This window comes from Streptomyces sp. NPDC096324 (assembly GCF_044763015.1).
GTDB lineage: Bacteria > Actinomycetota > Actinomycetes > Streptomycetales > Streptomycetaceae > Streptomyces.
In genome coordinates this window covers 213,789-234,811 of the sequence record NZ_JBIWFK010000002.1, presented here as the reverse complement: position 1 = coordinate 234,811, position 21,023 = coordinate 213,789, and the positions used below count along the sequence as shown (strand labels likewise).

The 21,023-nt window shown below is 72.5% G+C and carries 13 protein-coding genes and 1 pseudogene; 8 read left to right on the top strand and 6 right to left on the bottom strand.

The genetic code is table 11. The features are described 5' to 3' along the window. The first annotated feature begins 10 nt into the window (after positions 1-10). From ACIQ7M_RS04520 to ACIQ7M_RS04500, 5 genes are all read left to right on the top strand, one after another. A complete protein-coding gene (locus ACIQ7M_RS04520) occupies positions 11-1,723 on the top strand; it encodes an aldehyde dehydrogenase family protein (protein WP_403639588.1) in 1,713 nt (570 codons plus the stop codon). 366 nt (positions 1,724-2,089) lie between these two features. Continuing rightward, entirely contained in the window at positions 2,090-4,369 is a 2,280-nt protein-coding gene (locus tag ACIQ7M_RS04515; RefSeq protein WP_403639584.1) for a tetratricopeptide repeat protein, read from the top strand. Positions 4,370-4,541: 172 nt separating this feature from the next. Then, a complete protein-coding gene (locus ACIQ7M_RS04510; RefSeq protein WP_403640881.1) occupies positions 4,542-4,949 on the top strand; it encodes a YciI family protein in 408 nt (135 codons plus the stop codon). Positions 4,950-4,957: 8 nt separating this feature from the next. Beyond that, positions 4,958-6,103 carry an RNA polymerase sigma factor gene (locus ACIQ7M_RS04505; RefSeq protein ID WP_403640878.1) on the top strand — a complete coding sequence of 382 codons (1,146 nt, stop codon included), beginning with the start codon at positions 4,958-4,960 and terminating at the stop codon, positions 6,101-6,103. Between the two features lie 76 nt (positions 6,104-6,179). Next, positions 6,180-7,745 (top strand): phytoene desaturase family protein, encoded by a 1,566-nt coding sequence (locus ACIQ7M_RS04500; protein ID WP_403639581.1) that lies wholly within the window; start codon positions 6,180-6,182, stop codon positions 7,743-7,745. A 145-nt stretch (positions 7,746-7,890) separates the two neighbouring features. Here the strand turns inward: ACIQ7M_RS04500 and ACIQ7M_RS04495 are convergent, their stop codons facing one another. After that, the gene (locus ACIQ7M_RS04495; RefSeq protein ID WP_403639578.1) at positions 7,891-9,744 is read right to left on the bottom strand and encodes a serine hydrolase; all 1,854 of its coding nucleotides are present in this window, start codon (positions 9,742-9,744) and stop codon (positions 7,891-7,893) included. Between the two features lie 171 nt (positions 9,745-9,915). Here ACIQ7M_RS04495 and ACIQ7M_RS04490 point away from each other — a divergent pair, with 171 nt between their 5' ends. Together ACIQ7M_RS04490 and ACIQ7M_RS04485 are read left to right on the top strand one after the other, a co-directional pair. Beyond that, positions 9,916-11,028, top strand: coding sequence for an NAD(P)H-dependent flavin oxidoreductase (locus ACIQ7M_RS04490; protein ID WP_403639575.1), 1,113 nt, complete (start codon positions 9,916-9,918; stop codon positions 11,026-11,028). Beyond that, the gene (locus ACIQ7M_RS04485) at positions 11,025-12,575 is read left to right on the top strand and encodes an acyl-CoA synthetase (RefSeq protein ID WP_403639572.1); all 1,551 of its coding nucleotides are present in this window, start codon (positions 11,025-11,027) and stop codon (positions 12,573-12,575) included. The genes ACIQ7M_RS04490 and ACIQ7M_RS04485 overlap by 4 nt, the downstream gene beginning before the upstream one ends. Before the next feature lie 65 nt (positions 12,576-12,640). Here the strand turns inward: ACIQ7M_RS04485 and ACIQ7M_RS04480 are convergent, their stop codons facing one another. Continuing rightward, a complete protein-coding gene (locus tag ACIQ7M_RS04480; protein WP_403639569.1) occupies positions 12,641-15,088 on the bottom strand; it encodes a penicillin acylase family protein in 2,448 nt (815 codons plus the stop codon). 151 nt (positions 15,089-15,239) lie between these two features. Here ACIQ7M_RS04480 and ACIQ7M_RS04475 point away from each other — a divergent pair, with 151 nt between their 5' ends. After that, entirely contained in the window at positions 15,240-16,739 is a 1,500-nt protein-coding gene (locus ACIQ7M_RS04475) for an acyl-CoA synthetase (RefSeq protein WP_403639566.1), read from the top strand. A gap of 51 nt (positions 16,740-16,790) precedes the next feature. On the opposite strand, the gene paaK is transcribed toward ACIQ7M_RS04475, so the two are convergent. The 4 genes and pseudogenes from paaK to ACIQ7M_RS04455 form a co-directional block, all read right to left on the bottom strand. Further along, on the bottom strand, positions 16,791-18,098 hold the full coding sequence (gene paaK, locus ACIQ7M_RS04470) for a phenylacetate--CoA ligase PaaK (RefSeq protein WP_403639563.1): 1,308 nt from the start codon (positions 18,096-18,098) through the stop codon (positions 16,791-16,793). Positions 18,099-18,240: 142 nt separating this feature from the next. Further along, positions 18,241-19,575 carry an enolase C-terminal domain-like protein gene (locus ACIQ7M_RS04465; RefSeq protein WP_403639560.1) on the bottom strand — a complete coding sequence of 445 codons (1,335 nt, stop codon included), beginning with the start codon at positions 19,573-19,575 and terminating at the stop codon, positions 18,241-18,243. 110 nt (positions 19,576-19,685) lie between these two features. Next, positions 19,686-20,654: a 5-dehydro-4-deoxyglucarate dehydratase gene (locus tag ACIQ7M_RS04460; RefSeq protein WP_403639557.1), complete on the bottom strand. Its 969-nt coding sequence runs from the start codon at positions 20,652-20,654 to the stop codon at positions 19,686-19,688. Between the two features lie 69 nt (positions 20,655-20,723). Next, positions 20,724-20,984 (bottom strand): annotated as a pseudogene (locus ACIQ7M_RS04455) (hypothetical protein); the annotation flags it as partial. Positions 20,985-21,023: the final 39 nt, after the last annotated feature.

The following is a 21,023-nucleotide window of genomic DNA, read 5'->3' as shown; positions in this document are numbered from 1 at the left end:
GGAGTTGTCCTTGACCACCGTCCCGGCCCTCGACACCGCCTCCCTCGACCGCGCGCTCGCCGACCTGCGCGCGAACGCCGGGAGCTGGACCGTCACCCCGCTCGCGCAGCGGATCGGCCTGCTGGAGCGCATGCTCCCGCGGATCGACGCCGCCGCACCCGCCCTGGTCGCCGACGCGGCCCGCGCCAAGGGCTACGACGCGACGGCCGGCTGGGCCGCCGAGGACTGGGTGACCGCGCCCTGGGCGCTCGCCCAGACCGTGGGCGCGTACCTCCACGTCCTGCGCAGGATCGCCGCCGGCAAGGAACCGCTCCCCGCCCGCGCGGTCCGTGACCGGGACGGCCGGACCGTGGTCGACGTGTTCCCGGCCACTGTCACCGACCGTCTCCTGCTCAACGGCTTCTCGGCGCAGGTGTGGACCCGGCCGGGAACGACGCCCGAGCGGGTACGGGAGCGTGCCGCCGGGCCGTACCGGGGAACCGCGTCGCGCCCCGCCGTCGGGCTGGTGCTCGGCGCGGGGAACGTACCGGCGATCACCCCGCTCGACGTCCTGCACAAGCTGTACACGGAGGGGCAGGTCGTCGTCGCCAAGACGAACCCGGTCAACGGCTACCTCCGCCCCCACTTCGAGAAGGTCTTCGAGGAGTTCGTGGACCGCGGCTGGGTCCGCTTCGTCGACGGGGGAGCGGAGGCGGGCGCGTATCTCACCGCCCACGACCACGTCGACGCCATCCACGTCACCGGCAGCGAACGCACCCATGACGCCATCGTCTGGGGCACGGACGAGCGGGCCGACGAGCGCCGCCGCGAGAACGCGCCCCGCATCGGCAAACCCCTCACGAGCGAACTGGGCGGTGTGAGCCCCTGCATCGTCACACCGGGGCCGTGGAGCGCGGCCGACTTCCGCTACCAGGCCGAACACATCGTGACCGGCAAGATGAACAACTCCGGCCACAACTGCGTCGCGACCCAGATCCTCCTCGTGCCCCGCGACTGGGACGGCACCGAACGGCTGCTCGCCGAGATCCGCCGGCTGCTGCGCGATCTGCCGCCCCGCGGCGACTACTATCCCGGCGCGGCCGACCGCCTGGACGCGGTGACCCGGGTGCACCCGGAGGCCGAGGTGTTCGGCGACGGCGCCTGCCGTCTCCTGGTGCCCGACATCACCGACCCGGACGACCCGATGCTCACCGACGAGGTGTTCGCCAGCGCCCTGGGCGTCGTCCGGCTGCCCGGCGAGGACGCGTCCCAGTTCCTGCCCAGGGCGGTCGAGTTCGCGAACACCCGGCTCCCCGGCACGCTCGGCGCGACCCTGCTCATCCACCCCCGCACCGAGCGCGCGCACCGCGCCGCCGTGAACGAGGCGATTTCAGCGCTGCGTTACGGCACGCTCGGCGTCAACTGCTGGTCGGCGTTCGGTTTTCTGCTGGGCTACACGCCGTGGGGCGCGTTCCCGGGACACACGCGGCAGGACATCGGCAGCGGCATCGGGTTCGTCCACAACGCCTTCATGCTGGAGGACGTGGAGAAGACGGTGCTGCGGGCACCCTTCGCGCCCGCGCCACGCGGCCTCCTCACCGGATCGCCCTCCCTCTCGCCCCGGCCGCCGTACTTCGTCACCAACCGCACGGGCTGTACGACGATGCGCCGGCTCACCACCTACGCCGCGAGGCGCAGGGTGTCCGCACTGCCCGGCATCTTCCTGTCGGCCCTGCGCGGCTGAGCGGCCCGCCCGGCGGAGCGCCGACCTCGCTGGGCGCGCACGCCCTCGCTGGGCGCGCTCGACCTCGTGGGGCGTGCGCGCCAGGTCCGCGCGCCCTCTCGTGTCGTCGTGCGCCCACGTCCGGTGCGGCCGCCCCGCACCCGGCTCCCGTCGCAGTGATCCGGCGCCGGGCGTCCTGGGTGCCACCGCGCGCCGTGTCCCCGCACGGCCGCGCCGGAGACTCCCGGTCGGAGACATTCTCCCGGCCGTGTCACGGCTCGGCCCCGGCTCGCCTTCGAGGCCGTACAAAGTCGGCTGATCGCTCGTCATACTGGACGTGGCCGGGGGCGGGCTCGGGGCCGAGCATGACGGGGGCGATCTCAGGAGATGGCGGAGAGCAGGCTGATCCAGGGCCGGTACCGGCTCCTCGATCCGATCGGGCGCGGCGGCATGGGCGAGGTGTGGCGGGCGCGGGACGAATCGCTGGGCCGCCAGGTGGCCGTCAAGTGCCTCAAGCCGCTCGGCCCGCACCACGATCCGTCCTTCGCCCGTGTCCTGCGCGAGCGGTTCCGGCGCGAGGCCAGGGTCGCCGCCTCCCTTCAGCACCGCGGCGTGACCGTCGTCCACGACTTCGGCGAGTCCGACGGGGTGCTGTATCTGGTGATGGAACTGCTGGAGGGACACAACCTCGGCCAGCTCCTTGAGGACAACCGGCCTCGTCCGCTGGCAGTGGACGACATCGTCGACATCGCCGACCAGGTGACCGCCGCGCTCGCCTACACCCACCAGCAGAGCATCGTGCACCGCGACTTGAAGCCGGCGAACATCATGCGGCTGGCCGACGGCACCGTGAAGATCTGCGACTTCGGCATCGCCCGCCTCGGCCACGACATCGGGTTCACCTCGCGGCTCACCGGCACCGGCGTCGCGATGGGCACCCCGCACTACATGTCGCCGGAACAGATCAGCGGCGCCGAGGTCGACCAGCGCAGCGACCTCTACTCCTTCGGGTGCGTGCTCTACGAGATCGCCACCGGAGCCCCGCCGTTCGACCTCGGCGACACCTGGGCCATCCTCGTCGGCCACCGCGACACCGTGCCCGAGCCGCCGCGCAGCCATCGGGCCGACATCCCCGAGTACCTGGAGCGGATCATCCTCGACCTGCTCGCCAAACGGCCCGAACAGCGTCCGCCGGACGCCGGTGAACTCGCCCGCCGCATCACCGCCGGGCGCACCACGCCGATGTACGTGCCGACGGTGGTCGCCCCGGCCCCGCCGCGCCCCGGAGCCGAACGGCACTCACCGGCACCGCGGTTCCCGTCCCGGCCCGAGCAGCCGCCCTCCCGCGCGCCCCGGCTGCCGTCCTGGACCCAGGGCATGACGACCGGCCACAAGGCGACCGGAGCGGTATGGCGCGGCACCCCGCCCGACGCGTCCGCCGGTCTCACCGGAGAGTGGACCACCCGCCCCTCCACCGCCGTTCCGCCCCTCCCCGGCCGCGGCGAACGACCCGCTCCCGCGGCGGAGGCGATCACCGCCCTGGTGAGCCGGCACAACTCCGGTCTGAGCCTCGGACGGCTCGGCCGGTGGACCGAGGCGGGCGAGATCCACCGTTCGGTCGCCGCCGAACGGGAGCGACTGCTCGGGCCCGACCACCCCGACACGCTCGCCAGCCGGTACGAGGTCGGCTTCACCCTCAGTCGCACCGGACGCCCCGACGAAGCACTCGGCGAGTACGCGCGGGTCGCCCAGGCCAGAGAGCGGGTGCTCGGCGTCGACCACCCCGACACCCTGGCCGCGCGACAGGAAATGGCCTACGTGCTCGGCCAGTTGGGCCGCCACTTCGAGGCGCACCAGGCCTATACGTCGGTCCTCGCCGCCCGGCAGCGCGCGATGGGCCCCGACCACCCGGACACCCTGCGCTGCCGCCACAACCTCGCCTTCAACCTCAGCAGACTCGGGCGCCTGGAGGACGCGCACCGCATGGCGGCCGAAGTCGCCGCGGCCCGTGCCCGGGTGCTCGGCCCGGCCCACCCGGACACCCTCGTCACCCGCTACGAAGTGGCCTACGTCCTGGGTCAGTTGGGGCGCTGGCCCGAGGCGCTGCACACGTATCGGGAGGTGGCCGCGACGCGTACCGGGGCGCTCGGCCCCGACCACCCGGACACGCTCGCCGCCCGCTACGAGGTGGGCATCTGCCTGGGCAGACTCGGCCACAGCGCCCAGGCGCTGGAGCTGTACCGCTCGCTCGTAGGCGACCGCACCCGAGCGCAGGGCCCCACCCACCCCGAGACCCTGCGGGCCCGGCACGGGCTCGGCGTGAACCTCGGCCGCCTCGGCCGCTGGGAGGAGGCCCTCGCCGAGGCGCGGGACGTGTGCGCCATCCGCGAGCGCGCCCTCGGGGCCGACCATCCCGACACCCTCGTCAGCCGTCGCGAGGTCGCCGTCGGGCTCGGCTGGCTCGGGCGCTGGGCCGACGCCCTCACCGAGTACCGGCGTGTCGCGGCCGCCCGCGAGCGGGTGCTCGGCGCGGACCACCCCGACACCCTCGCCGGCCGCACCGACGAGGCGCACTGCCTGGAGCAGCTCGGCCACGGACGGGAAGCGGCGGAGCTGTACCGCAGGGTGGCCGCCCTGCGTCAGCGGCGCGCGGCCCAGGGGCGCTGACCGCCCGACCCGGTCGGCGGCGGCCCGTCGGGAGAGCGCGCTGACCTGCGCTTCTCGCCACATGCCGAACGGGAGAAAAAATCTTGGCCGGTGATGTCGAGAACCCGTGGCCCGCTCCGTCCCAGCAGTGAAGGCGACCACAATGGGTCGCACCCGTACCGAGGAGATCACCATGGCCAAGTACCTGCTGCTCAAGCACTACCGGGGCGCCCCGGCCGCGGTCAACGACGTACCCATGGACCAGTGGAAGCCGGAGGAGATCACCGACCACATCCAGTACATGAACGACTTCGCGGTCCGGCTGGAGAAGACCGGTGAGTTCGTCGACGGTCAGGCGCTCGCCCCCGAGGGCCAGTGGGTCCGCTACGACGGCGAGGGGCGCCCGCCGGTCACCGACGGCCCGTTCGCCGAGACCAAGGACCTCATCGCCGGCTGGATGGTCATCGACGTCGACAGCCACGAGCGCGCCGTCGAACTGGCCGGGGAACTGTCGGCCGCCCCCGGCGCGGGCGGCGAGCCGATCCACGAGTGGCTCGAGGTCCGCCCGTTCCTGACCGCCCACCCCACGGTCACGGAGTGACCCCACCCATGGACGAGGCCCTGCTCCGGAGCCTCACTCCGAGCGTGCTCGCCGTCCTCGTCCGCCGCGGAGCAGACTTCGCGGCGGCCGAGGACGCCGTGCAGGACGCGCTCGTCGAGGCCGTCCGCGTCTGGCCGGCCGACCGGCCGCGGGACCCCAAGGGCTGGCTGGTCACCGTGGCCTGGCGCCGGTTCCTCGACGCGACCCGGGCGGACGCCGCCCGTCGCCGGCGCGAGGACCTCGTCGAGGAGGAACCGGAGGCCGGACCCGCGGCCTCGGTGGACGACACGCTCCAGCTCTACTTCCTGTGCGCCCACCCGTCGCTGACACCGTCGTCCGCCGTCGCGCTCACCCTACGGGCCGTCGGCGGGCTCACCACCCGTCAGATCGCCCAGGCCTACCTGGTGCCCGAGGCGACCATGGCGCAGCGCATCAGCCGCGCCAAGCGCACCGTGTCCGGTGTGCGGTTGGACCGGCACGGTGACGTCGCCACCGTGCTGCGCGTCCTCTACCTGGTCTTCAACGAGGGCTACTCCGGCGATGTCGACCTCGTCGCCGAGGCCATCCGGCTCACCCGGCAGCTCGCGGCCCAGGCCGACCACCCCGAGGTGGCCGGCCTGCTCGCCCTCATGCTGCTCCACCACGCCCGGCGCGCCGCGCGGACCGCGCCCGACGGCAGCCTGGTGCCGCTGGCGGAGCAGGACCGCGGCCTGTGGGACACCACGGCGATCGCCGAGGGCGTCGAGATCCTCCAGGCGGCCCTCGCCCGCGACCGGCTGGGCGAGTTCCAGGTCCAGGCCGCCATCGCCGCCCTCCACGCCGACGCCCCCGTCGCCGAGGAGACCGACTGGATCCAGATCGTCGAGTGGTACGACGAGCTCGCGCGCCTGACGGACAGCCCCGTCGTCCGGCTCAACCGCGCGGTGGCCGTCGGCGAGGCCGACGGGCCGCGCGCCGGACTCGCCGCGCTCGCGGAGCTGGACGACTCGCTGCCCCGCCACACCGCGGTGGCCGCGTACCTCCACGAGCGCGACGGGGACCTGGCGAAGGCGGCACGGCTGTACGCGGAGGCCGCGCGCAAGGCGCCCGACCTGGCCGAGCGCGACCATCTGACCCGCCAGGCCGCCCGCCTCAACACCCGCCGGGGAGGCTGACGGACCGATCCGTACGGGTGCCGCCGCTTGCCGCGCACCCCTGGCCGCCGTAGATCATCACGTGCTACGAAGAGGCATGCCTGTACACGAGGGATATGACGTCGTGATCGTCGGCGGAGGCCACAACGGACTGGTCGCCGCCGCCTACCTGGCTCGGGCGGGGCAGTCCGTGCTGGTGCTGGAGCGCCTGGGGAACACCGGGGGCGCCGCCGTGTCCACCCGACCGTTCGCCGGGGTCGACGCGAGGCTGTCGCGCTACTCGTACCTGGTGAGCCTGCTGCCCCGGAAGATCGTGCGGGACCTGGGCCTCGACTTCCGGGTCCGGGGCCGCACCGTCTCCTCGTACACCCCCGTGGAGCGCGACGGACGGCCCACCGGGCTGCTCGTCGGCGGCGGCGAGCGGCGCACCCGCGAGGCGTTCGCCAAGCTGACGGGATCGGAGCGCGAGTACGAGGCGTGGCAGCGCTTCTACGGGATGACCGGCCGGGTCGCCCAGCGGGTGTTCCCGACGCTCACCGAACCGCTGCCCACCCGCGAGGAACTGAGGGCGCGCGTCGACGACGAGGACGCCTGGCGGATCCTCTTCGAGGAACCGGTCGGCACGGCCGTCGAGGAGTACTTCGCCGACGACCTCGTGCGCGGTGTCGTGCTCACCGACGCGCTCATCGGCACCTTCGCCGACGCCCACGACCCGTCGCTGCGGCAGAACCGCTGCTTCCTCTACCACGTGATCGGCGGCGGCACCGGCGCCTGGGACGTGCCCGTCGGCGGCATGGGCGCGCTCACCGACGCGATCACCGGCGCGGCGCGCGCGGCGGGTGCCGTGATCGAGACCGGCCACGAGGTGCTGCGGATCGACACGGACGGCCGCGCCGCCGAGATCACCTATCGCACGGCCGACGGCGAGGGTGTCGTCGCCGCCCGTCACGTGCTGGTGAACGCCTCGCCGCAGGAGCTGGCCCACCTCACGGGAGACGAGCCGCCGACGCCCGCGGAGGGCGCGCAGCTCAAGGTGAACATGCTGCTCAAGCGGCTGCCGAGGCTCCGCGACACCTCCGTCGACCCGCGCGAGGCGTTCTCCGGGACCTTCCACATCGCGGAGGGGTACGAGCAACTGGCGGCCGCCCACGCGCAGGCCGCGGCCGGTGAACTGCCCACCGCCCCGCCCTCCGAGATCTACTGCCACTCGCTCACCGACCCCAGCATCCTCGGCAAGGACCTCGTCGAGCGGGGCTACCAGACCCTCACGCTCTTCGGCCTCCACACGCCCGCCCGGCTGTTCGAGCGGGACAACGACGCCGTACGCGAGGAGTTGCTGAAGTCGACGCTGGCGCAGCTCGACGCGCACCTCGCCGAGCCGCTCGCCGACTGTCTGGCCACCGACGCGGACGGCCGGCCGTGCATCGAGGCGAAGACCCCGCTCGACCTGGAGCGGGACCTGCGGCTGCCGGGCGGCAACATCTTCCACCGCGACCTCGCCTTCCCCTACGTCCAGGAGGACACGGGCCGCTGGGGCGTGGAGACCCCGCACGCCAACGTGATGCTGTGCGGGGCGGGCGCGGTGCGCGGCGGCGGGGTGAGCGGGGTCCCTGGCCACAACGCGGCGAAGGCCGTACTGGAGTCACTGGACCGGAAGGGCTAGGCCGGCGGCTGTGGCGCGCCCGTGTCAGGAGCGGGCGCGCCTCGGCCAGGAAGGGGACGCGCCTCCGGGGAGAGCGCGTGCTCCCGCCGGGAGCGGGCGCGCCTCCGCCGGGCGCGCCTCCGCCGGGCGCGCCCCCGTCCGGCCGTCAGTCCTCGGACGGCACCCACCCCGCCGCCGCGATCCGGCCGGTGTCCGCGGGGCGTGACGCGTCGAAGAGGGCGCGGTCGCCGGACTCGACCCGCAGTTCGTCGACGTACGCGCCACGTCCGACGTACAGGCGGTCGGTCGTGTACCGCCAGCGCAGCGTGAGCGCGGGCGTGCTCGGCAGGTCGGCGGTGAGGCGGTGCCAGGCACGGCCCGACCAGCCGGTGGCCGTTCCCGTCGGATGGTCCTGCGGGTCCTCGGGGCGCCGTCGGGTCGTGAAGGGGACCGGTTTCCAGGTCGCGCCGGTGTCGGTGGAGGCTTCCAGGAACAGGACGTCAGAGCCGGGTTCGGTGTCCCACCACAGCGCGCAGCGAAGCCGGGCGGGACCGGCGCTGGTGTCGAGCGCGGGCAGGGTCAGGGTCGCCGTGGTCGTGCTCGCCATCCCGGAGAACCAGGACGTGCGGCCGTGCGCCGGACGCACCGCGACGGCTCGCGCGAGGTTGTTCCCGGCGGCGACCCGGGGAGCGGAGCCGGATCGCCAGGTGCGCACGGGGTGGACGGAGTTGCCGAGGACGATCAGGAAGGAGTCGGTCGTCGGGTCCAGGACGAGGGATGTGCCGGTGAAGCCGGTGTGCCCCGCGGTGCGCGGTGTCGCCATCGCGCCCATGTACCAATGCTGGTAGAGCTCGAAGCCGAGGCCGTGCTCGTCGCCGGGGAAGGCGGTGTTGTAGTCGGTGAACATCAGGTCCACCGACTCCGGCCGCAGGATGCGCGCTGTGCCGTACGCGCCGCCGTTCAGGAGGGTGCGCCCGAGGACCGCCAGGTCCCAGGCGCTGGAGAAGACCCCGGCGTGACCGGCGACCCCGCCCAGGGAGTACGCGTTCTCGTCGTGGACCTCGCCCCATACGAGCCCGCGGTCCAGTCCCGACCACGGGAGCCGCGCGTCCTCGGTGGCGGCGATCCGCGGTTTCCAGGAGGCGGGCGGGTTGTAGCGGGTGCTCTCCATGCCGAGGGGTTCGGTGATCTCGTCGCGCAGCAGGGTGTCGAGGGTCCGGCCGGTGATCCTCTCCAGGACGAGCTGGAGCGAGATCAGGTTCAGGTCGGAGTACAGGTACGCGGTGCCGGGCGCGGTGGCGAGCTTCTCGTCCCAGATGAGCTGGAGTTTTCCCTCGCGCGTCGGGGCCTTGTACAGCGGGATCCAGGAGCGGAACCCGGAGGTGTGGGTGAGCAGTTGACGGATGGTCACGTCCTGTTTGCCGCCGCCCGCGAACTCCGGGAGGTACGAGGCGACGGTGGCCTCCAGCTCCAGTGCCCGGCGTTCCAGTTGCTGCACCGCGAGGATGGAGGTGAACAGCTTGGACACGGAGGCGAGGTCGTAGACCGTGTCCCCGGACACCGGGATCTGCTGTTCGGCGGGGAACTCGACGCCGGTGTCGGTCTTCTCGTCGTACGCCGCGTAGCGCACGGCCATGCCGATCGGCTCGTGCAGGGCCACGGTGCCGCCCCGGCCCGCGAGCAGGACGGCACCGGCGTACCAGGGGTGTTGGGGCGAGGGGCCGAGGAACGCCCGGGCGTCCGTGACGAGTTGACGCAGATGGCCGGCGAGGAGCCCGGCCTGCCGGGGTGTGCCGTGCCTCAGCGTGCGGTGGCCTTCCCCCGCCGAAGCCGAAGCCGAAGCCGAAGCCGAAGCCCTCGCAGAAGCCCCTGGCGAGGCCGCCGCCGGTCCCGCGGGGAAGGGGGCGAGGGCCAGCGCCCCGCCCATCGCCAGTACACCTCTGCCCCACTGACGGCGGGTCGGACCGCCACCCGTTCCGCCCTGTGTGCCGTTCGCCGGGGCCTTGACGCCTTCGGTCATCGGAAGCCTCTCGCTCGCGTCGCCTGAAAGTATCTTTCCGGATCTGCCGTGCCGAGTGAAACTTTCCCGTCACGGGTGGGCGTGTCAACCCTCCGGAAGGAGCGTCGAGGTATCTGACGGAGTATCAGAAAAGGCCTTCCCTCGTCCGGACGTCTGCGGCATCCTGCGCCCATGCAGACGGAGCTGAGCAAGGAACTGGGAGTCGAGCACGCCATTTTCGGCTTCACGCCGTTTCCCGCCGTCGCCGCGGCCATCAGCCGTGCGGGCGGGTTCGGTGTGCTCGGCGCGGTCCGCTACACCACTCCCACCGACCTGGAGCGCGACCTCGACTGGATCGAGGCGAACGTCGACGGCATGCCCTACGGCCTGGACGTCGTCATGCCCGCCAAGAAGGTCGAGGGCGTCAGCGAGGCCGACGTCGAGGCGATGATCCCCGAGGGGCACCGCCAGTTCGTCGCGGACACCCTCGCCAAGTACGGCGTCCCCGAACTCGCCGAGGGCGAGGCGTCCGGCTGGCGCATCACCGGCTGGATGGAACAGGTCGCCCGCGGCCAGCTCGACGTCGCCTTCGACTACCCGATCAAGGTCCTGGCCAACGCGCTGGGTTCACCGCCCGCCGACGTCGTCCGGCGGGCCCACGAGCGCGGGGTGCTCGTCGCCGCCCTCGCGGGCAGCGCCCGGCACGCGCGCAAGCACGCCGAGGCCGGCATCGACATCGTCGTCGCCCAGGGCTACGAGGCGGGCGGACACACGGGGGAGATCGCCTCGATGGTGCTCACGCCCGAAGTCGTCGACGCCGTGGGCCCGTTGCCCGTCCTGGCGGCGGGCGGCATCGGCAGCGGAGAGCAGGTCGCCGCCGCACTGAGCCTCGGCGCCCAGGGGGTGTGGCTCGGCTCGGTCTGGCTGACCGTGACGGAGGCCGACATGCACTCCCCGGCCGTCACCCGCAAACTGCTCGCGGCCGGCTCCGGAGACACCGTCCGCTCCCGCGCCCTGACCGGCAAGCCCGCCCGCCAGTTGCGCACCGAGTGGACCGACGCCTGGGACGACCCGGACGGACCCGGCACGCTCCCCATGCCGCTCCAGGGCCTCCTGGTCGCCGACGCCGTCTCCCGCATCCAGAAGTACGAGGTGGAGCCGCTGCTCGGCACACCGGTCGGCCAGATCGTGGGCCGGATGACCAGCGAACGCTCCGTCCAGGAGGTCTTCGACGACCTGACCCGGGGCTTCGAGCGAACCGTCGACCGCATCAACCGCATCGCGGGCAGGGGGGAACAAGCATGACCACATCACCCAACGGCTTCTGGGCCCAGGCCGCCGCAGACCCCGGGCGCGTCGTCCTGATCACCCCCACCGGCGAGGAGTGGACCGCCGGGCGGCTGCACGAGGCGGCCAACCGCCTCGTCCACGGGCTGCGCGCCGCCGGACTCGAACGCGGCGACTCCTTCGCGGTCGTCCTGCCCAACGGGATCGAGTTCCTCGTCGCCTACCTCGCCGCCTCGCAGGCGGGCCTCTACCTCGTCCCCGTCAACCACCACCTCGTCGGCCCCGAGATCGCCTGGATCGTCTCCGACTCGGGCGCCAAGGTCCTCATCGCCCACGAACGGTTCGCCGACGCCGCCCGGCACGCCGCCGACGAGGCGAAGCTCGCCCCGGCACAGCGGTACGCCGTCGGAGCGATCGACGGCTTCAGGCCGTACGCCGAACTCCTCGACGGACAGCCAGGCTCCGCGCCCGCCGACCGCACGCTCGGCTGGGTCATGAACTACACCTCGGGCACCACCGGCCGCCCGCGCGGCATCCGGCGCCCGCTGCCCGGCAAGCTCCCCGAGGAGTCGTACCTCGGCGGCTTCCTCGCCATCTTCGGCATCCGGCCGTTCGACGACAACGTGCACCTCGTCTGCTCGCCGCTCTACCACACCGCGGTCCTCCAGTTCGCGGGCGCGTCCCTGCACATCGGCCACCGGCTGGTGCTCATGGACAAGTGGACCCCCGAGGAGATGCTCCGGGTCATCGACGCGCACCGGTGCACCCACACCCACATGGTGCCGACCCAGTTCCACCGGCTGCTGGCCCTCCCCGACGAGGTGAGGGCCCGCTACGACGTCACCTCCATGCGGCACGCCATCCACGGGGCGGCCCCGTGCCCCGACCATGTGAAACGGGCCATGATCGCGTGGTGGGGGGAGAGCGTCGAGGAGTACTACGCGGCCAGCGAGGGCGGCGGGGCCTTCGCGACCGCCGGGGACTGGCTGAAGAAGCCCGGCACCGTCGGCAAGGCCTGGCCCATCAGCGAACTGGCCGTCTTCGACGACGACGGCAACCGGCTGCCGCCCGGCGAACTCGGCACCGTCTACATGAAGATGAGCACCGGCGGATTCTCGTACCACAAGGACGAGACCAAGACCCGCGACAACCGCATCGGCGACTTCTTCACCGTCGGCGACCTCGGCCTGCTCGACGAGGACGGCTACCTCTTCCTCCGCGACCGCAAGATCGACATGATCATCTCGGGCGGCGTCAACATCTACCCGGCCGAGATCGAGGCGGCGCTGCTCTCCCACCCCGCCGTCGCCGACGCGGCCGCCTTCGGCATCCCGCACGACGACTGGGGCGAGGAGGTCAAGGCCGTGGTCGAGGCCGCGCCCGGCCACGAGGCCGGACCGGCGCTCGCCGCCGACATCCTCGCCCACTGCGAGCGGCAACTCGCCGGGTACAAACGGCCCAAGAGCGTCGACTTCATCGCCGTCATGCCCCGCGACCCCAACGGAAAGCTGTACAAGCGGCGGCTGCGCGACCCCTATTGGGAGGGCCGCACCCGCACGATGTGACCCGGCGACGCGCGGTGCCCGGATCCGCTCCGGGCACCGCGCGCGCCGTCACCCACCGCCCGAGGTCAGCGGTGGTCGCTCACCTCGACCACCCGGAGCCCCGGCGACGCCAGGATGTCCTTCTCGCAGAACCGGGACGTCACCCACCGCCCGCCCGAGAACAGCCGCGTCTGATCGCTGAAGTGCGGCGAGTTCGGATTCGAGGACTGGGAGTACGTCAGCAGGGTGCGGGCGACCGGACAGCGGCCTCCGTCCCATCCGACGGCCTGGATGTACGAGGATCCCGTCGTGACCTCCCTATAGCCGCCGGCCGCGGCGTTCCACGGCATCTCCACCTTGTTCCAGACCCCGAGGGACTCCGTGCCGCCCGGTACGGGGATGTGCCGGCCGTCCCGTACGACGAACTGGCCGGAGCCCAGCCGCGCGTCGAGGGCGATTCCCGCCGTCCGCAGCTCCGTCACCGTGTCGGCCAGCGCTGTCGCGAAGCCCGGTACGGAGGTGTCGAGGGTGTTCGGGGTGCGGACCGGATCGGCCGCCGAGAACGGGACCTTCCAGAGTTGCGCCGCCGGTACCGTGGCCGTCAGCTTCCGCCAGAAACGGTCGAAGAGCAGCGCGCCCCGGCTGCCGGTGTCCATCGAACGGTCCCAGGCCCGCAGCACACCGCACGCCTCGCTCACGTCGACGGCCTTGCCGTCGGAGCCCGTCGCCGTGCCGCCCGGCAGCGCGGCACACGCGCGCGCCGCGTCGGCCGCTACGAGATCACCCGCGGGCACCCGGTTCGCGAACTGCTGTGTCTGGAGATCCCGCACGGTGAGCCGGCCCCGCGCGGCCATCGAGGCCACGTCCTCGACCGCGCCGCGCGTGCGCATCGAGCGCTGCGTGCCGATCGTGCCGAACACCCGCTCGTACCCGGTCAACGGCCGGTCCGCGTTCGCCAGCCAGGCGCTGTCGTTCGAGTTCTCCGCGTACGGCGCGTCCTTCAGCACCGGCATGCTCGCCGGACCGAAGATGCCGGGCTGCACGGCGTCGGGATCACTGCCGAGCGCGCAGTCGCCGCGCGACCCGTCCAGCACGGCGACGCCGGACGACGGGTACAGGGCCCGGCCCAGTGGTGTCGAGCAGCGCTGGACCAGCTCGTCGGTGATGCGCGGGAGCACCTGTGACTGGGTGAAGAGGGTGTGGCCGCCGGAGTCGGCGGCGATCGTGTTCACCCACGGCAGGCCCTGGGTCCGGGTGAGCGCCGCGAGGACGCCCGCCGTGTCACGGGCCTTGCTGAAGCCCAGCGCGGTGTCCGGGGCACGGAGGTTGGCCGCGTTCGGGTCGTTGAGCGCGTACGCCGTCGTGGCCGTCCACGGCAGCGGCACCTGGGCGCCGAGCGAGGTGACGACGGGGCCGTACCGGGTCCACCACTGGGCGCGCGTCACCGGCGTACCGTCCCGCACGTCGACGGTGACGCTGCGCCGCGTCATCCGCTCCGGCCTGCCGTCCACCAGATACGTCGTCGGATCGGCCGGATCGAGCGTGAGCTGATGGAGGTTGAGCGTGACGCCCGTCGCGACGGTGTGACTCCAGGCGATCCGGGCGGTGTGACCGACGGACACCGTCGCCGTGCCGAGCAGGGCGCCGCCCTGCACGTTCAGCTCGCCGGGGATCGTCTGCTGCACCTGCCAGAAGCGGCGTCCGCCCTGCCAGGGATAGTGCGGATTGCCGAGCAGCAGACCACGGCCGTTCGCGGTCGAGGCACCGCTGAAGGCCACCGCGTTCGATCCCATGTCGGCGGTGTCGAACTCCTCACGCGCGGCCGCGGCGGTGCGCTTCACGTCGGGCTCACCGGTGCCCGCCGCCGTCGCCGTTCCTGAGGTCGCCGCCGCACCCGCCTGCGTTCCCGTCGTCGGCGGCCGCGCGGCCGTGATGCCGTCGGCGCCGCGCCCCTGGCCGCCGAGCACGGCCAGCGCGAACCCGCGCGCGGCGACGTCCACTTGGGTCACCGGGCGGACCCAGGCGGCTCCCCGGCACGCCGGATCGGTGACGCGGTTCCGCGCCAGCCACGCGTTGTAGCCGGCCGCCCAGCCCCGCATCAGGTCCTTGACATCGCGGCTGGGGCCCCGCGGCGCGGGCTCGGTGAGCAGTTTCTCGACCGTGCCGGCCTCGCGCACACCGCCGTAGTAGAGGTCGCTGGAGAGGTTCGTGGACGCTGAGGAGAGCGAGCCGTCCGGTGTCGCGGCGGGTCCGAACCAGCGGGACCGCTCGCCGCGCAGGGTCACGAACCCGTCGGCCAGGGTGCACACCTGGTCGGCGGCCTGGGCCCAGCCGGTGCCGAAGCCGAGGTTCGCGTAGTCCTTGGCGAGAATGTGCGGGATGCCGTACTCGGTGTAGCGGATCACGGCCGACAGGCCGCCCCGCGAGGGATGTTCCTGTGCGGCGTGCCGCTCGGCCGCGGCCGCGGGCAGCGTGGTCGCGGCGGTCAACAGAGCGACGGCCGCGACGAGTAACCGTCTTCCACGGGTGCGCATCGTGCCTCCCAACATCATTGAGGGAAGGGGCGGTTGAGCGTACCAACGGGTAGTGCGCCGTCGGAGTGTCCGGCCGGCTCCGGCCCGGCTTCCGTCCGGCCCGCGTGCGGTGACTTGACCTCCCCCTCCCGTGGACCGAGGATCACGTGACATGACGCCTGGACACGGCAGTACGGTTGACGGGGTGCTGCGGCGCAGTGCCCGGCGCACACCGGCGCGGCGCGCCGTCGATTATCGAGAGCGCTCCTGGACGTACGCGGAACTCGACGAGGCCGTCTCCCGCGCGGCGACCGTCCTCCTCGGCGAGGGGCTGACCCCCGGGGACCGCGTGGGCGCCTACGGCCACAACTCGGACGCCTATCTGATCGGCTTCCTCGCCTGCGCCCGCGCGGGACTCGTCCATGTGCCCGTGAACCAGAACCTGACCGGTGACGACCTCGCCTACATCGTCGGCCAGTCGGGATGCGCCCTGGTCCTGACCGACCCCGACCTCGCCGGCCGGCTCCCGGAGGGCGTACGGACCCTGCCGCTGCGCGACGCCGACGACTCGCTCCTCGTACGCCTGGAGGCGGCACGCCCGTACGACGGTGACGAGCCCCGCGGCGACACGCTCGTGCAGCTCCTCTACACCTCGGGCACCACCGCGCTGCCCAAGGGCGCGATGATGACGCACCGCGCGCTGGTGCACGAGTACCTGAGCGCGATCACCGCCCTCGATCTGAGCGCCGGGGACCTGCCGGTGCACTCGCTGCCGCTCTACCACTCGGCGCAGATGCATGTGTTCCTGCTGCCCTACCTCGCGATCGGCGCCTCGAACACGATCCTCGACGCGCCGGACGGTGGACAGATCCTCGACCTGATCGAGGCGGGCCGCGCGGACAGCCTGTTCGCCCCGCCCACGGTGTGGATCGGGCTGTCGAACCGTCCCGACTTCGCCGAACGCGACCTGAGCGGCCTGCGCAAGGCGTACTACGGAGCGTCGATCATGCCGGTCCCCGTCCTGGAACGGCTGCGCGAACGGCTGCCGAAGCTGGCCTTCTACAACTGCTTCGGCCAGAGCGAGATCGGTCCCCTCGCCACCGTCCTCGGACCCGACGAGCACAAGGGCCGGATGGACTCGTGCGGAACTCCGGTGCTGTTCGTGGACGCGCGGGTCGTCGACGAGGACGGCAAGGACGTGCCGGACGGGACACCGGGCGAAGTCGTCTACCGCTCACCGCAGTTGTGCGAGGGCTACTGGGACAAGCCCGAGGAGACCGCCGAGGCGTTCCGCGACGGCTGGTTCCACTCGGGCGACCTCGCCGTGCGCGACGCCCACGGATACTTCACCGTGGTGGACCGGGTGAAGGACGTCATCAACTCCGGTGGAGTCCTGGTCGCTTCCCGCCAGGTCGAGGACGCCCTGTACACCCATGAGGGGGTCGCCGAGGTCGCCGTCGTGGGGCTGCCCGACGAGCACTGGATCGAGGCCGTCACCGCGGTCGTCGTCCCCCGGGGCGAGGTCACCGAGGACGAACTGATCGCCCACGCACGCGAGAAGCTCGCCCACTTCAAGGCACCCAAGCGGGTCCTGTTCGTGGAGGAGCTGCCGCGCAACGCCAGCGGGAAGATCCTGAAGCGGGAACTCCGCGACCGGTTCGGCAAGGCGTAGCGGACAGGGCCGCGGGGGTGTCAGGCGCCCCGCGGCCCTGTCCGCGGTCGGTCAGGCGCGCGGGCGCAGGTCCACGATCCGCTTCAGCTTGCCCACCGACCGTTCCAGGGACTCCGGTTCGACGATCTCCACCGTGACCGAGACACCGATCCCGTCCTTGATGCCCGCGGTGATCGCCCGCGCCGCCGCCTCGCGCGCCTCGGGGGTGGCGCCGGAGCGGGCCTCCGCCCGTACGGTGAGGGCGTCGAGGCGGCCCTCGCGGGTCAGCCGGAGCTGGAAGTGCGGGGCGACGCCCGGTGTCCGCAGCACGATCTCCTCGATCTGGGTGGGGAAGAGGTTGACCCCGCGCAGGATGACCATGTCGTCACTGCGCCCGGTGATCTTCTCCATCCGGCGGAAGACCCGTGCCGTACCGGGCAGCAGCCGCGTCAAGTCCCGTGTCCGGTAACGGATCACGGGCATGGCCTCCTTGGTGAGCGAGGTGAAGACCAGTTCGCCCTCCTCGCCGTCCGGCAGCACCTCACCGGTGAAGGGGTCGACGACCTCGGGGTAGAAGTGGTCCTCCCAGATGTGCAGACCGTCCTTGGTCTCCACGCACTCCTGGGCGACGCCGGGGCCGATGACCTCCGAGAGGCCGTAGATGTCCACCGCGTCGATCGCGAACCGCTCCTCGATCTCGCGGCGCATCTCCTCGGTCCACGGCTCGGCCCCGAACACGCCGACCCGCAGCGAGGTGCCGCGCGGGTCCACGCCCTGGCGCTCGAACTCGTCGAGGAGGGTCAGCATGTACGAGGGTGTCACCATGATGATCTCGGGCTTCAGGTCCTGGATGAGCTGGACCTGACGTGCCGTCATGCCGCCGGACGCGGGGATCACCGTACAGCCGAGCCGCTCCGCGCCGTAGTGGGCGCCGAGTCCGCCCGTGAACAGCCCGTAGCCGTAGGCGATATGAACCTTGTCGCCGGGCCGGCCGCCCGCCGCGCGGATCGAACGGGCCACCATGTCGGCCCACATGGACAGGTCGTTCTCCGTGTAGCCGACGACCGTGGGGCGGCCGGTCGTCCCGCTCGACGCGTGAAGCCGCCGGATCCGGTCCTGCGGCACGGCGAACATCCCGTACGGGTAGTTCTCCCGCAGATCCGCCTTCGTCGTGAAGGGGAACCGGGCCAGGTCGGCGAGCGAGCGACAGTCGTCGGGGCGCAGCCCGGCCTTGTCGAAGGACTCCCGGTAGAAGGGGACGTTCTCGTAGGCGTGGCGCAGCGATGCGCGCAGCCGTTCGAGCTGGAGCGTCCGCAGCGCCTCCGCGTCCAGTCGCTCGCCCGCGTCGAGCAGGCCCTTCGAGTCCGTCGAGCCCGCCATCGCGCTCTCTCCCTCGCCAACCGTGCCATAGTGGACGACCGATCATTCGGTCGTTCTGTACCGGACAGTAATTCAGGTGTCCGCCGTCAGTGCAAGGGGTCGGCGGCGCTTTTCGCGGAGCGGGTCCGGGTTCGGGCGGCCGTCAGCGCACCAGGGCGGGCCGCTTGGCGTCGAACTCCCAGCCGGGAACGAGGTGGCGCATGGCGACGGCGTCGTCCCGGGCACCGAGGGCCTCCTTCAGGTACAGCTCGTGCGCCGCCAGCAGCCGGTCCATGTCCAGCTCGACGCCGAGGCCGGGTGCGTCCGGCACCGCGATCTCGCCGTCGACGATGCGCGGCGGGTCGACCGTCAGCCGTTCCAGCCCCTCCTGCCAGATCCAGTGCGTGTCGAGCGCGTTGTACGGGCCCGGCGCCGCGGCTCCGCAGTGGGTGACCATGGCGAGCGAGATGTCGAAGTGGTTGTTCGAGTGGCAGCCCCAGGTCAGGCCCATCGCGTTGCAGAGCTGGGCCACGCGCACCGAGCCCCGCATGGTCCAGAAGTGCGGGTCGGCGAGCGGGATCGAGACCGACTGGAGCGCCAGGGCGTGGGTGAGCTGCCGCCAGTCCGTGGCGATCATGTTGGTCGCCGTCGGCACTCCCGTCGCCCGGCGGAACTCGGCCAGGATCTCCCGTCCCGAGTAGCCGTCCTCGGCGCCGCAGGGGTCCTCGGCGTAGGCGAGGGTGCCGACCAGGGGCCCGCACAGCTCGATCGCCTCGCGCAGCGACCAGGCGCCATTGGGGTCGAGCGTGACGCGGGCCTCGGGGAAGCGGTCCTTCAGCGCGCGTACGGCCCTGACCTCCTCGGCGCCCTCCAGGACACCGCCCTTGAGCTTGAAGTCACGGAATCCGTACAGCGCGTGGGCGGCCTCGGCCTGCTGGACGATCGCACCGGGCGTCAGTGCCTCCTCGTGCCGCAGGCGGTACCAGTCCACGTCCGCGTCGCGCTCGCGGACGTACGGCAGATCCGTGCGGTCCGGGTCGCCGACGAAGAAGAGGTAGCCGAGCACCCGCACCCGGTCACGCTGCTGCCCGTCCCCGAGGAGGGCGGCGACGGGCACGTCGAGGTGCTGTCCGAGCAGGTCGAGCAGGGCCGACTCGACGGCGGTGACGGCGTGGACGGTCGTGCGCAGGTCGAAGGTCTGGGCGCCCCGGCCCCCCGCGTCCCGGTCGCCGAAACGGTCCCCGATCTCGCGCAGGACGCGCTGGTGGTCGCCCACCTTCGTGCCGAGGACCAGGGACCCGGCGTCGCGCAGCGTACGGGTGATCTTCTCCCCGCCCGGCACCTCGCCGAGACCGGTACGCCCCTCGGAGTCCTTGAGGACCACCACATTGCGTGTGAAGTACGGACCGTGGGCGCCCGACAGGTTCAGCTCCATGCAGTCCCGTCCGGCGACGGGGTAGACGGAGAACTCGGTGATCGTCGGCTGCTGACGCTTCATCACATTCCTTGTGTACGCGGGGCGATGGCTGACCGGTGCCGGGGACTCCAGGATGACGGCGGCGGGCGTGGCCGAGGGCCGGTCAGCCCCGTGCCCCGCCGGGCCGTCCCTCACCTGCTTCGGACGGGCCCGCGCACGGCTCCGACGAGGGCCAGGCCGGTGTCGAGGATCCGCTCCAGTACCGCCAGATCGGCCGGTCCCGGATCGGTGAGCGGCGCGCGCACCGGGCCGACGGGAAGGCCCCGCAGCCGGGCGGCGGCCTTGACCAGGGACACGGCGTAGCCGGGCACCTTGTCGCGCAGTTCGACGAGCGGGACGTAGAAGTCGCGCAGCAGCTTGCCCACGGTCGCCTCGTCGTCGGCGCGCAGGGCGGTGAAGAAGGCGCCGGCGATCTCGGGCGCGAAGGCGTGGACGGCCGACGAATAGGCGGGGACGCCGACGGCGGCGTACGCGCGGGCCTGGATCTCGGCGGTGGCGGCCCCGTTGAAGAACAGGAAGCCGTCGGGCGCCGCGAGCGTGAGGCGCTGGAGCCGGTCGAGGTCGCTGTGGCCGTCCTTGAGCCCGATGACGCCCGGGACGGCCGCGAGGGCCCGCAGCCCCTCGGGGGAGAAGGCGACCGGGCCGCGCTGGTAGGGGATGAGCGGCAGCCGCGTGCCGGCGGCGATCCGGCGCACCTGCTCGACCAGGCCGGACTCGGGGGCCTCGACGAGGTAGTGGGGCAGCACGAGAAGGGCGTCCGCGCCGGCCTCCTCGGCGATCCGGGCGAAGCGCAGCGCCTGCGCCCATCCGTAGCCGGTGCCCGCGACCACGGGCGTGCGGCCGTCCGCGATCTCGACCGTGGCGGTGACGACCGCGCGGTACTCGTCCTCGTCCAGCGCGCTGAACTCGCCGGTCCCGCAGGCGGGGAACACCGCGCCCGGGCCCGTGGCGAGCTGGGCGGTGAGGTAGGCCCGGTAGGACACCACGTCGAGGTCGCCGTCCGCCGTGAAGCTCGTGAGCGGGAACGACAGGACCCCGCCCGCCATACCGTCCCGCAGCCGCTCGACCACGCTGTCCGGATCCGCGCTGAACCCTGCCATGAGTCTCATCCCTGTATGCAGACGTCGTCTATGTATGAGAACTCAGATTAGATTCGTGAACCTCCGGGGTCAATGGGCGGGGTCGGGGGTCCCGGGGTTGGGGGCTGGGGTTTCGCCTCCGTCGGGTTCACGGATGCGCGGAAAGGCACGGCGGGCCCGCGGCCGGTGTGGCTGCGGGCCCGCCGTGCCCGAATTCGGGCCGTACGCCGTCATGAAGCGGTCGCGGAACGTGTTCATCGCCCATTCCGGCGCGTCGGCCGCGGGCCTGAGCCCGTCCGTCCAGGAGGCGGTTCCGTCATCCCTCGTACGGCCGTCGGCCACCTGTGGATCGAGGAGGGCCGGCCGCGCACAGAGTACGTCGCGAGGATC